This window comes from Photorhabdus africana, assembly GCF_035181445.1.
Lineage (GTDB): Bacteria > Pseudomonadota > Gammaproteobacteria > Enterobacterales > Enterobacteriaceae > Photorhabdus > Photorhabdus laumondii.
On record NZ_JAXBVE010000016.1, the window covers coordinates 24743 to 38131 of the forward strand.

Below are 13389 nucleotides of genomic sequence, written 5' to 3' on the forward strand. Positions count from 1 at the left end.
TCACTACTGCTTGAGTTTAGGATCAAGTGCATCACGCAAACCATCACCCATCAGGTTAAACGCCAACACGGTCAGCAGAATCGCCACCCCCGGGAATGTCACCACCCACCAGGCACTTTGTGCAAATTGCAATACATCAGACAGCATTGTCCCCCATTCCGGTGTGGGTGGCTGCGCCCCCATCCCCAGAAAACCCAAAGCAGCCATATCAAGAATGGCATTAGAAAAACCCAGAGAAGCCTGCACAATCAATGGTGCCAGACAGTTAGGCAGAATATTGATAAACATCTGGCGCATGGCACCCGCTCCCGCCACCTGTGAAGCCGTCACATAGTCACGGTTCACTTCTACCAACACCGCAGCGCGGGTTAAACGGATGTAATGTGGCAAAGAGACAAAGGTCAACGCCAGTGAAGCATTGACAATGGATGGCCCAAATATCGCCACCAGCACTAAAGCCAGCAACAGGCTTGGCAATGCCAGCATAATATCAACGATACGCATGATGATAATATCCACCACACCACCGAAATAACCCGCCAATACTCCCAGAACAACCCCCATCAACAGGGATAGCACCACCACCAGACAACCTACCAGCAATGAAAGCCGAGCGCCGTACATCAGACGTGAAAGTAAATCACGTCCAACATCATCAGTACCCAGAATAAACTGCCAACTTCCCCCTTCCTGCCATACCGGTGGCGTCAGCAAAGAATCGCGGAACTGTTCGGCCGCACCGTGTGGGGCAAGCACCCCCGCCAACAGAGCAACCAACAACATCAGCACAATATAAACCAAGCCAGCAACGGCCCCTTTATTGCGCTTAAAGTAATACCAGAACTCCTGCATCGGCGTCATAATCTTAGGCACACTGTTTGCAGGATCAGTCACTTGAGACATAATGTGCTCCCTATTTCTTATGCCGGATACGCGGGTTAACGACGCCGTATAGCAAGTCAACTATCAGGTTAACCAAGATGATCATGATCGCCACCAGTAATACACCGCCCTGAACCACCGGATAATCCCGGCGTTGAAGGGCATCGATCAGCCAGCGTCCAAGCCCCGGCCAAGAGAAGATAGTTTCAGTCAGGATCGCCCCCGCCAGCATCATGCCCACCTGCAAGCCGATAACGGTTACAACCGGCAGCAATGCATTGCGAAGCGCATGAACCACAATCACACGCATACGACTCAAGCCTTTAGCGCGTGCAGTACGGATATAATCTTCACCGAGTACTTCCAACATAGAAGAGCGGGTCATACGGACGATCACTGCCAGTGGGATCGTCCCCAAGACAACGGCAGGCAAAATGATATGCATCACCGCATCTTTAAAATCACCGGTTTCACCCCAGAATAGTGTGTCGATTAGCATAAAACCCGTCAGCGGATAACTGTCATCAAGGAAGACACTGTCGCTCATCCGACCCGATACGGGTGTCAGATCCAACTGGACAGAAACCAGCATGATCAACATGATCCCCCACCAAAAGATCGGCATGGAGTATCCGGTTAGGGAAAGTCCTATCGCAGTATGATCAAAAACAGAACCACGCTTTACCGCCGCCAGGACGCCAACGGGAATACCGACAGCAATAGCGAACAACATAGCGCATATCCCCAATTCAAGCGTTGCCTTGAAACGGGGAACAAACTCTTCCCACACCGAGATACGACTTTTCATGGAGATACCAAGATCACCATGTAACACATTACTTACATAATGAAAGTATTGCTGCCAAAGTGGTTTATCCAACCCCATTTCGGCCATTAGCTGGGCATAGCGCTCAGCCGATATTCCTCGTTCCCCGGCCATAATGGTCACCGGATCGCCGGGGATCATATGGACAAAAGCAAAAGTCAGTAAAGTAATGCCAATAAACGTTGGGATTACCAACCCCAGACGTCGGAGTATGAACTGCAACATATCCCGAACTCTCTTTTTTTAAATGCCGGTTACAGCTCTCAGGCCGTTTGGCTTGATAAGGGGGAGGACTTTCCCCCTTTGGCTCACAATTTAATCAAAACCTTAAGTCAAAACAGGATTATTCGAGAGACACGTTGCTGAAAATATGTCTGCCTAGAGGATCAACGACGTAACCTTTGACCTCTTTACGGATAGGTTCATATACCGTGGAATGCGCCACAATCAGGGCCGGAACCTGCTCGTGCATCACAGCTTGAGCCTGTTTATAAAGCTCAACACGTTTAGCATGCTCAGAAACGATTCGGGCTGGCTGTATGGCATCTTCAAACGGTTTGTAACACCATTTGGAGTAGTTGGAACCTCGCTCTTTGGCTGCGCAGCTAAACAAAGTCGCGAAGAAGTTATCTGGATCACCATTGTCTCCCGTCCAACCCATCATGACAATTTGGTGCTCGCCATCTTTAGCTCGCTTCAAATATTCACCCCATTCATAGCTAACAATTTTGGCCTTAACACCAATTTTTTCCCAGTCAGCTTGGACCATTTCAGCCATACGACGGGCATTCGGGTTGTATGGGCGCTGTACCGGCATTGCCCACAGATCAATGGTAAAACCACTTCCCATCCCTGCTTCTTTTAGGAGCTGTTTCGCTTTTTCCGGATCGTACTGATAATCTTTAAGATCATTGTCGTAACCCCACATGGTTGGTGGGATCAGATTTTTCGCTTTTTGACCTGCGCCCTGATAAACCGCTTCAATGATAGCGTCTTTATTGACTGCCATCGTCAACGCCTGACGAACTTTGACGTTATCCAATGGCTTTTTAATGACATTGAAAGCGACATAACCGACATTCAGACCCGGCTGTTCCAGCAAAACGATATCTTTATCCTGTTTCATGCGGGCAATATCCGCCGGATTTGGATATGGCATGATCTGACATTCGTTTTTCTGTAATTTTGCATAACGAACGGATGCATCAGGAGTAATAGAGAAAACTAGCCGGTCAACTTTGGCTTTATCTCCCCAGTATTCTTTGAAAGCTTTATACAGAATGCGAGAATCTTTCTGATATTGCACCAACTGGAACGGGCCTGTACCAATTGGATTCAGATCGACTTTCTCCGGTGTACCGGCTTTCATCATCTTATCTGCATATTCTGCTGACATAATAGAGGCGAAATCCATGCCTAAGTCAGCCAGGAATGGAGCTTCCGGGCGGCTCAGTTCAATCCTGACAGTATAATCATCTACTTTTTCAACCTTATTGATCATCTCACTCATACCCATGCCAATGAAATATTCATAGCTGCCGCCTGACACCTTGTGGTATGGGTGGTTTGCATCTTTTTGCCGCATGAAAGTGTAGATCACATCATCAGCATTAAATTCTCGGCTTGGTTTGAAGTCTTTGCTATCGTGCCACTTAACACCTTTGCGCAGATGAAAAGTGTAAACTTTACCGTCATCGCTAATATCCCATTTTTCAGACAGGCTCGGGATAATTTCAGTTGTACCAGTTTTGAACTCAACCAAACGGTTATACAGTGGTCTGGAGCTGGCATCATAAGTTGTACCAGCGGTGAACAGTTGTGGATTAAAGCCTTCCGGTGAGCCTTCGGAACAGTAAACCAATGTTTTTGCCTGAACGCTGGCGGTTACGGCCAATGCAACTAAGCTGACCCCTAGCTTCAATAACCTCGCTCTTTTAGAGAAAGTCGTCATTTTCTTGCACTCCATTTGTGATGTTGTTATGTACAGCCAGAATCTGCACTTCCTGTCCGAAACTGCGCTGTTTAGGTTTTGTTTATTATTTTCAGCTTATCAATTAAACAACTGTTGTCTCTTGCGTCAATAAGATCTCAACAGATGTCATAAACAACAGGAAAACACAAAGGAAACTAATAATTAACATAGTTAGCACAAAAACATGACAATGCGCACATTTTATAGACAAAAAGACCATAAAAAGCTCATGAATGCAGGATTAATCACTGTTAACCTGTGCGCAAAATTTGTGGTTGTTTGATTAATTAGTAAACGATTATTTCAGAGAAAAAGATGATAACTGGCATAAAATGCTGTGTGCCGAATAAAGTCGGCACCTGAAAAGTAAGTTAAATAAGTATAACATTAATAATATAAATAAATACAAAAACCTGTTACTCGTTTATCTACTTTTCATCGCTTCTGGTTTCATTAATAATTAACTAGTAAATTAACGACCGTTGCTATCATCAGGTCGCTATTAATACTAGATAGGTTTCAAATATTCACCTAATTCTTCAATTATCCTAATTTTTTCATAATTTTTTTGGATAACATCCTTATACCTTTTTGTCTTTTTTTATCTTACTTACACCAAGAATAATTAATAAAGAAACTATAACCGAAGCTGCAATCAAACTTTCAACAGAAAAAGCTATACGTGAATCAAGATATTGGAAAAGAATCGTAAATACAGGTATCAGTAAAAATAATAAAGAGATATGAAGGGGAGTAATGGCATTAATTGCCTTCAATACGAGATAGATTGGCAGTAAATGCCCGACAGCAACAAGAATTAACATCGGAAGAATCATGTCAATATTCAAACTAAGAGAAACATCGGATAGTGAAATATAACAAAATGAAAGTATCACCATTAAAATACTTCTAACAGACAATATCTCATATGTTTGCCATTTTTCCTTGAATAATTTCTTAGAAAAAATAGTGTATAACACCGTTCCTACAGCACCAATTATCACACTAACAATGCCAATAATCCTATCCTGAGTTGAGGTTGATGATAATCCACTATTTCCTAAAAATACATTCACTAGCATCACACCTACACCAATGAGAACTAACCAGGATATGACGACTTCCAATTTTTCTGTTTTTGCCTCGTTTTTATCGATAAAAGATGAAAGGAGGATTGTTATCGCAGGACCACAAGCCACTGAAGCTACCCCCACTATTGCAGGCTCAAGAAAACGTAGCGAAATGATTAATCCCCCCCAATTTAATAGAATTGAGATATTAACAATTAACACCAATAAGGTGTTCTTGCGAACCTTCACAATTAATTGATCAATCCCTTTGAAAATACTTATCATCATAAATAATAAAGTAGATGATATAAAGCAATAAAAGATAACAATAGCTGAATTTATCGATTGCGTTAAATACGCAACAAACACATCAAATGCTGCACTGATGAGGCAAAAAATAACCCCATATATTACGCCATTATATGAAGACATATATCACCTATTATTCTCTTATTCCAAAAATTAAATTTCCGATATTTGATTCCTTTTGTTATTGCGGATTCATCTTTAATATTTCCTGTAGAACAGTCAATCAATGTCATGTTTAGCCGTATCTTACCTTCTTTTTCTAACGTATTAACGATATGCAAAAATATCCTGTCTTTATGTCTACTGATAGAATTTTGATATTCACGCTTCGAAAATACTCGATTACCGTTTATTCTAAACTTATTAATTTCTAGTAAAACTGTGTTCCCTATGTCATTTAATTTCATATTTACATTCCATTTGATGCTCATAGAATATAATATTCATACACTATTCTTATGTTTTTTCAAACAAGTCATTTAATGAATGAGATATATTTCTCAGATGGATAAATTAAATATCATGGATAGTAATTAAATGTTATTTTTTACTATGATATTATTAGTCTATACGTAATTTTCCTACAGGATTACTGATACAAGAGATTAAATAAACCTCAAGTTAAATAGCGTGATTTATACAGGATTATGTGGAATTACATTAAAAAATGGAAAGTCAATGGAAATGTTATCTACTGAAAAAAAATGCTTAAAAGAAACGAACAATCAAATATTATCAATCCATTCAACATTACTGCACGATAATTCACCATCATTTACTGTCCAAGGTGAAACCTCTCGTTGTGACCAAATTATTCAAAAAGGGGATCACGCGCTAATAGGGATAAGCCCCTTTAACTCGCGTTTTTCAAAGGACTATGTGGTGGACCTTATTCAGTGGTCAAGTCATTATTTCCGACAAGTCGACATATTGTTACCCTGTGAACATGAAGCTTCACGCCTTTTAGTCGCTAGTGGAATTGATGATGCTAAAGCTATCAAGAAAACACATCGCGAAATTAGACGTCATTTATGTAACCTTGATTATGCTATTTCCATAGCAACGTTAAAAAGCAAACAAATCAGAGTCATCCAATTTAGTGACTTTGCACTAAACCATGACTACCAATCTCTTAAAACACAAGTTGAAAACGCGTTTAATGAATCAGAATCTTTTAAAAAAAGTTGCCTTGATATATCCTTTCAAGCCATAAAAGGGCGACTAAAAGGTACTGGGCAATACTTTGGTCAAATTGACCTACAATTAGTATATAAAGCGTTGCCATATATTTTCGCTGAAATTCCCTTTTACCTCAATACCCCTCGATTACTTGGGGTAAAGTATTCTACGTTACTTTATCACCGCCCTTGGTCAATCGGAAAAGGGTTATTTAACGGTAGTTATCCTATACAAGTAGCAGATAGACAAAGTTACGGAATCGTCACTCAATTATAAAACACAAACAGTCTGATGAGATAGTCACTGTGTTTAACGTTAATAGGCTCTTAGTAAAAAATATCCTTAGAAAGGAAGCAAAATAATGGCTAAATTAAGCTCTTTCAACATTCACGATCTCAAATTCATAAAAAATCCTTACGATTTTTACGACATTTTGCATAAACAAGATTTAGTTTATTTTGATCAATCCCGAAACAGCTATTTTATTGGCAAATATGAGGATGTTGACGCTATTTTAAAATCCTCAATTTTCAATACTAAGCCATTAACTGCACTTGCCGAACCGGTTATGGGGGATCGCGTTCTTATTCAAATGGAAGGTGAAGAGCATGCGTGTAAACGAAAACTCATGATGCAGGGGCTTTTAAGAGATTATTTTAATAGTCACTACGAACCCATGATTCGAAAGATTAGTGAAGATCTCTTACGACCTCATATAGAAAAAGGAAATATAGATATTGTTAATGACTTTGGCCGAGATTATGCCGTATTAGTAACATTAGGTATTCTCGGACTGCCAAGTGATAACTATCGTGATATAGCTGAATGGCACAAGGGTATCGCCAGTTTTATTACCCAGTTTGACCAAACAGAGCCAGAAAAAATGCACAGTCTTGAATGTAGTCAGAAATTAATTCACTTACTAAAGCCTATAATAGATCAGAGACGGTGTAATCCCAGTGAGGACATTATATCTATATTTTGTCAAGACACAGCGATGTCCATAAGTGAAATTACAGCACTGTGTTTAAACATTCTATTAGCGGCTACAGAACCTGCTGACAAGGTATTAGCAATGATGCTTAATCACTTAATATCTAATCCGAGTATGCTTGATGCAGTGATTAAAGATCGCAGTCTGGTTCGAGATGCATTTGAAGAAACTTTACGTCTGACGCCACCGGTACAACTCATTCCAAGAGAAGCGAGTGAAGATGTCACTATTTCTGGTATCGATATACCTAAAGGCACTGTAGTATTTTGTATGATTGGCGCAGCTAATCGTGATCCATCGGTTTTTCACAAACCAAATGAATTTGATCTATATCGAAGAAAAAATACCACTTCGCAACAGAAAGTAAATCGAAAGAGACATTTAGCTTTTGGTGCAGGTACTCATGCTTGTATTGCGGCTGCATTTTCACTCAGTCAATTGGAAGTTTCATCCAATATTATTTTGGATTGCCTGCATAATTTACGTTTTGCTGATCACTATCATTATCAAGAAACAGGCGTATATACACGAGGACCTTCTAAACTCCTTTTGAGTTTCGATCCAATAGCATCTTCTGCTATCAAGGAATAGTCGCCTTTATCTGAAAATCACTATGGAAACAATGGAATAGGAACATAAAGTTCATACTGTAGTGTGGTGTTGTGGTGTAATGACGCCTATACATAATAGTGAGTATGTGGAACTTCTGAAAAAACATCAGGCTTATGTGAAATCGCTCAGAAGATCCATCTAGAATACAGTTAAGGGATGCCGGAAGTGAGTATCCCTTGAAACAATCAGGAAATATCTTATATATTGACACCTTGATGTTCAATGCATATAGTGCCGTTATGAACAAATCGAAGAAAACACTTAACACTGTTGGACCAACAACAGTGGACTACACTGATCGAATGTATTGGAATGGCATCATTAAGATGAGCTTATCCAAGTTTTTCATTCTTAGTGTCCTACAACAACGACCTATGCACGGTTACGAAATTGCCCGTGAGGTTGAGCATTCTACCCAAGGGTGTTGTTCACCTACTGAAGGTACAATTTATCCAGTGCTACGCGAATTTGAGCAAGGTGGGTATGTAACAGTGCACAATGAAACAGTTGCAGGTCGTGGACGTAAAGTCTACACATTGACAGATAAAGGTCGTGAAGCCTTTGCTGTCGCTGTAGAAGCTTGGATGGACGTCGTTGTACATATCAATCGTCAGCAATGACGATTTTTTTAACTATATACATTACCCATTTATGCATTGATCAGGAATGTAAAATGAACCCAAACTCTTTTTCCGAAACACTTAAATTTTTTACCATCATAAGTACCGAGTTGATCGTTCTGTTTTTAGTTGTGAGTTTCATTGTCGCAATGATGCAAGAGTACATACCAGCCAGTACAGTACAGCGCCTGCTTACCGGACGTGGTTTGCGGGGCAATCTCGTTGGCGCAGGATTAGGGGCAGTAACACCATTTTGCTCCTGCTCAACCATTCCAGTTACCGTGAGTCTACTTAATGCAGGTGCACCATTTGGCGCTACTATGTCTTTCCTTGTATCTTCACCAATACTCAATCCGGTTATTCTGGGTTTGCTGGTGACATTGCTTGGTTGGAAATTCACACTATTTTATGGCGCTTCTGCTTTTATTCTCTCTGTAGCAGTGGGAGCAATCTGGCAGTTCATTGGTTTAGAACGAGATGTCAAAAAAGTGCGTGTAGTCGGTGATAACCACCCTCTGGGAGTAACGGATTTAAAGTCTCGTCTCTACCGCGCCAGTCGCGCTGCATTCAGTCTGTTTAAAACCTCCCTGCCCTACTTACTTATCGGTGCAGGTATAGGTTCCTTAATCTACGGTGTAGTACCGGGAGAATGGATTGCCAATATTGCCGGAGCCGATAATCCATTCGCCATTCCCGTTGCAGCAGCTGTAGGCGTCCCACTCTATATTCGAGCAGAAACATTGATTCCTATCGGTTTAGCATTGCAATCTCAAGGGATGAGTATCGGCGCTGTCGCAGCACTGATTATTGCTGGCGCAGGGGCGAGCATTCCTGAAGTTATTCTGCTCAATACCATTTTCCGTCCCCGTTTAGTGGCTGTTTTTGTCCTGACCATTTTCTGTGTTGCGGTCGGGGTAGGGTATATCGCTAATCTATTATTTGCCTGAAAGGAGGCCGTTATGTCTGAGAAGAAAGGGTTTATTGCCCGTTTATTCGGTAAACAGGAAACTTCCGCATGTTGTGCAATGCGGATTGAAGCGATGACTGAAGAAGCTCAAGATATTTCAAAGGAAAAAAATTCTGATTGCTGTAAGCAAAATACCAAAGGTGCTAAAGAAGAAAACCAAGCACCCAAAAATGTTTAGTTTAAGGAAGAAAAAGATGAAAGAACAATTGATTAAACAACGGATGGAAGACATACAACACTATTATGGAGAAACATTGTCCAACAAACAGGATCTCGCGACGAATATATGTTCTATGAACGCCTCTCCTCCAGACAGAATCAAAGAAATTCTTAAGCTTATCCATCCTGATGTACAGATGCGTTTTTACGGCTGCGGCGCCCCTTTTCCCCCTTTACTGGAAGGATCCACAGTTCTGGATTTAGGATGTGGTAGTGGGCAGGATTGCTTTATTCTGTCTCATCTCGTAGGCGCTGAGGGTAAAGTCATTGGTATTGATGCAACAGCAGCACAAATCAAGTTTGCCCAGAGTTTTGTCGACTATCATCGTCAGATCTTTGGCTACCCATCCACCAACGTTCATTTTCAACAAGGGCATATCGAATCACTAGAGGAACTCGATTTACTACCTGCCAGTATCGACGTTATCGTCTCAAACTGTGTTATCAATCTGTCTATGTCTAAGGCAGATGTGTTGGCTGGTATGACTCGCTTACTCAAGCCTGGCGGCGAAATCTACTTTTCTGACATTTTTTCAGATAGAAGACTGGACCAATCACTGAAAGATGATCCACAAGTTGTTGGTGAATGTATCGGTGACGTTCTATATTTTGAGGATTTTATACGGCTGGCAAGAACAATCGGTTTTAATGATATCCGTGTAACCCATAGCTATTTAAAATCCATAAATAATAAAGAGATCGAAACAAAGTTAGGCGGTGCAAAACTGTATTCCATGACACTAAGACTGTTCAAATTAGAACTAGAAGACCGCTGTGAGGACTATGGTCAAGTCGCAATCTATAAAGGTAATTTACCGGATGCCCCAAATCAGTTTGTTCTTGATCAAGAGCATATCTTTGAGGCAGGCAGAGCAATCCCTGTGTGCGGCAATACGGCTAAGATGATTACCAAAAGCCGTTACCATATATTGTTTGATTTAATTGGCGATGGGAAAAAGCACTATGGCCTTTTCAACTGTGGAACACCGCAGCAACTTGATGCTGATACTAAAATTATGCAAACCGATGTCCCAAACAACTGTGGCTGTTGAGTAAATGCTACCGAATAGCAAAAAGCCTTACAGCAACAATTGTAAGGCTTTTTTGATTTCTTTAAGTTCGCGGAGCTACTTTAACATCCCCAAACTATTATCTGGTCGGCGAGAGAGGATTCGAACCTCCGACCCACTGGTCCCAAACCAGTTGCGCTACCAAGCTGCGCTACTCGCCGAAAACGAGCCGAATCTTACTGCGCTCGCTACAGGCCGTCAATACCTTTTTGATAATCATAGGTTAGTTGCTGATAAAAACAACTGAAAGCCAGTGATGTCGCACTTTCTCACGGATTTCACATCACGCTTAAATTGACTTGAATATCTTGGCTGGCGCATCAGATACCAAGCTGATCGAATAAATCGTCAGCATCTTTTGCTTGATGAATGTCTTCACCACGATCGCTCTTAGCCAAAGTTTCGGCAGTCAATTTATTAGGTACTCGCATTTCAAACGGTAATGCTTTTTCCTTCACAACTTTAGTCAAGGTGATACGCACTAGATCAGATACGGTTAACCCCATACCAACCAAAACCTCAGTAAAATCAATGCCAAGGGCATTAAGTTCCGGCTATCGCATTTCACAACAGCCGGAATTGACTATTTCAGGTCACTATTGCAGTAACGAAATATCTGCCACTCTCAGGAACAAGTCACGCAACTCACTTAACAGGGTTAAGCGATTTACTCGCACCTGTAAGTCTTCATCCATCACCATCACATTGTCAAAGAAAGCATCAACAACTTCACGCAAAGATGCTAACTCAACCAACGCTTCCTGATAGCGACCTTTAGCAAATAGAGGTGCGAGTTTATCCTGTAAAACCACCAGATGTGTTGCCAGTTTCACTTCTTCTGGCGCTTTCAACGTAGAAACATTGACTTTCTCGTTCAATGTCTCTTCAGACTTCGCCAGAATGTTAGAAACACGCTTATTCGCTGCGGCTAACGCTGCAGCTTCATCCAGTGTACGGAAGTGGGTCACCGCTTTAACACGAGCATCGAAATCAGCGGGTTGGGTTGGACGACGCGCCAGCACAGCTTGAATGGTATCAACGCTATAGCCCTGCTCCTGATACCAAGCACGGAAACGGCCAAGCATAAATTCCACCACATCATCCGTAACCTTGGCATTTGTCAGCTTGTCGCCATACAGGCGAACCGCTTCTTCTGTCAGTGTCTGCAAATCCAGAGGCAATTTTTTCTCAACGATAATACGTAGAGCACCCAACGCAGCACGACGCAGCGCAAACGGATCTTTATCGCCTTTCGGATGCTGACCAATGCCAAAAATACCCGCCAGAGTATCCATTTTATCCGCGATAGCTAATGCACAAGATACACCGGTAGACGGTAACTCATCACCGGCAAAACGCGGCTGATATTGCTCATTCAATGCCAGAGCAACATCCTCTGCTTCACCATCATGACGGGCGTAATGCATTCCCATCACACCTTGTGTATCGGTGAACTCAAATACCATGTTGGTCATCAAGTCACATTTGGACAACAAACCAGCACGGGTAGCATGATTCACATCAGCGCCAATTTTCTCTGCAATCCAACCAGCCAACGCCTGAATACGATCCGTTTTATCACGCAAAGTACCAAGTTGTTTCTGGAACAAAACCGTCTCCAGACGAGGTAGATTATCTTCCAGACGCTGTTTACGATCCGTCTTAAAGAAAAATTCTGCGTCGGCCAAACGTGGACGAACCACCTTCTCGTTACCGTCAATGATTTGTTGTGGATCAGAAGAGTCAATGTTGGCAACAAAGATAAAGTTTGCCATCAATTTGCCGGCATTGTCGTAAACCGGGAAGTATTTCTGGTCACCTTTCATGGTGTAAACCAATGCTTCGGCTGGCACTTCAAGGAATTTCTCTTCAAATTTCGCTGTCAGCACAACCGGCCATTCAACCAATGAAGTCACCTCTTCCAGTAAACTGTCGCTGATATCAGCAACGCCGCCTAGCTTAACCGCCGCCTGTTCTACATCCTGCTTAATGAGTGCCTTACGGGTTGTATAATCTGCCAGCACTCTACCACGTTGCTGCAAAATCTCTGGATACTGCTCTGCATTATCAATCGCAAATTCAGATTCACCCATAAAACGGTGACCACGAATGACACGTGCGGATTTAATACCCAGAATTTCGCCTTCAATCAGTTCATCACCAAACAACATGGTAACGGTATGAACTGGGCGAACAAACTGAGTCTCTTTATCGCTCCAACGCATCAATTTAGGAATTGGCAACTTATTTAGTGCACTATTGACCATAGCCGCCAGCAACGCTTTGACACTACGGCCTTTAACCAGCGCACGATACAATAGCCATTCGCCTTTATCTGTCACTAAACGTTCAGCCTGAGCAGCCGTAATACCACAACCGCGAGCCCAACCTTCAGCCGCTTTTGTCGGTTTACCTTCAGCATCAAATGCCTGAGCAATCGCTGGACCGCGTTTTTCGACTTCACGATCAGCTTGCGCCTCATCCAAATTAGCAATTTTCAGTGCCAGACGGCGCGGCGTGGCAAACCAGCTCACTTCACCATACGCTAAATTCGCGTTATCCAACTCCGCCGCAAAATTAGCAGCAAATGCTTCAGCTAATGAACGAAGAGCCTTCGGCGGCAACTCTTCTGTGCCGATTTCCACCAGGAAAGTCTGTTGAGTCATGAC

Annotated in this window: 12 protein-coding genes and 1 tRNA gene; 6 read left to right on the forward strand and 7 right to left on the reverse strand. The window is 42.0% G+C overall.

Going from position 1 to position 13389, the window contains the following annotated elements; genetic code table 11:
- Positions 1-3: 3 nt before the first annotated feature.
- From dppC to SLS51_RS10990, 4 genes are all read right to left on the reverse strand, one after another.
- Positions 4-903: a dipeptide ABC transporter permease DppC gene (dppC, locus tag SLS51_RS10975; RefSeq protein ID WP_323838233.1), complete on the reverse strand. Its 900-nt coding sequence runs from the start codon at positions 901-903 to the stop codon at positions 4-6.
- 10 nt (positions 904-913) lie between these two features.
- Positions 914-1933, reverse strand: a complete 1020-nt coding sequence (dppB, locus tag SLS51_RS10980; protein ID WP_323838236.1) for a dipeptide ABC transporter permease DppB — start codon at positions 1931-1933, stop codon at positions 914-916.
- Positions 1934-2051: 118 nt separating this feature from the next.
- Positions 2052-3659 carry a dipeptide ABC transporter periplasmic-binding protein DppA gene (dppA, locus tag SLS51_RS10985; RefSeq protein ID WP_323838239.1) on the reverse strand — a complete coding sequence of 536 codons (1608 nt, stop codon included), beginning with the start codon at positions 3657-3659 and terminating at the stop codon, positions 2052-2054.
- Positions 3660-4261: 602 nt separating this feature from the next.
- On the reverse strand, positions 4262-5182 hold the full coding sequence (locus SLS51_RS10990; protein ID WP_323838242.1) for an EamA family transporter: 921 nt from the start codon (positions 5180-5182) through the stop codon (positions 4262-4264).
- A 555-nt stretch (positions 5183-5737) separates the two neighbouring features.
- On the opposite strand from SLS51_RS10990, the gene SLS51_RS10995 reads away from it, so the two are divergent.
- The 6 genes from SLS51_RS10995 to SLS51_RS11020 all read left to right on the forward strand — a co-directional run bounded on the left by SLS51_RS10995 (position 5738) and on the right by SLS51_RS11020 (position 10702).
- Entirely contained in the window at positions 5738-6514 is a 777-nt protein-coding gene (locus tag SLS51_RS10995; RefSeq protein WP_323838245.1) for a tRNA-dependent cyclodipeptide synthase, read from the forward strand.
- Positions 6515-6599: 85 nt separating this feature from the next.
- A complete protein-coding gene (locus tag SLS51_RS11000; protein WP_323838249.1) occupies positions 6600-7823 on the forward strand; it encodes a cytochrome P450, cyclodipeptide synthase-associated in 1224 nt (407 codons plus the stop codon).
- A gap of 305 nt (positions 7824-8128) precedes the next feature.
- The gene (locus tag SLS51_RS11005; RefSeq protein ID WP_323838251.1) at positions 8129-8464 is read left to right on the forward strand and encodes a PadR family transcriptional regulator; all 336 of its coding nucleotides are present in this window, start codon (positions 8129-8131) and stop codon (positions 8462-8464) included.
- 53 nt (positions 8465-8517) lie between these two features.
- Positions 8518-9411, forward strand: coding sequence for a permease (locus SLS51_RS11010; RefSeq protein ID WP_323838253.1), 894 nt, complete (start codon positions 8518-8520; stop codon positions 9409-9411).
- Positions 9412-9423: 12 nt separating this feature from the next.
- Complete coding sequence (locus tag SLS51_RS11015; protein ID WP_323838255.1) at positions 9424-9609, forward strand: hypothetical protein; 186 nt, start codon at positions 9424-9426, stop codon at positions 9607-9609.
- Positions 9610-9625: 16 nt separating this feature from the next.
- Entirely contained in the window at positions 9626-10702 is a 1077-nt protein-coding gene (locus SLS51_RS11020; RefSeq protein ID WP_323838257.1) for a methyltransferase domain-containing protein, read from the forward strand.
- A gap of 102 nt (positions 10703-10804) precedes the next feature.
- On the opposite strand, the gene SLS51_RS11025 is transcribed toward SLS51_RS11020, so the two are convergent.
- The 3 genes from SLS51_RS11025 to glyS all read right to left on the reverse strand — a co-directional run bounded on the left by SLS51_RS11025 (position 10805) and on the right by glyS (position 13386).
- Positions 10805-10881 (reverse strand) — tRNA-Pro (locus tag SLS51_RS11025).
- 159 nt (positions 10882-11040) lie between these two features.
- Positions 11041-11253, reverse strand: coding sequence for a type II toxin-antitoxin system RelB/DinJ family antitoxin (locus SLS51_RS11030; protein WP_323838378.1), 213 nt, complete (start codon positions 11251-11253; stop codon positions 11041-11043).
- A gap of 63 nt (positions 11254-11316) precedes the next feature.
- Positions 11317-13386, reverse strand: a complete 2070-nt coding sequence (glyS, locus tag SLS51_RS11035) for a glycine--tRNA ligase subunit beta (protein WP_323838259.1) — start codon at positions 13384-13386, stop codon at positions 11317-11319.
- Between the last annotated feature and the right edge of the window lie 3 nt (positions 13387-13389).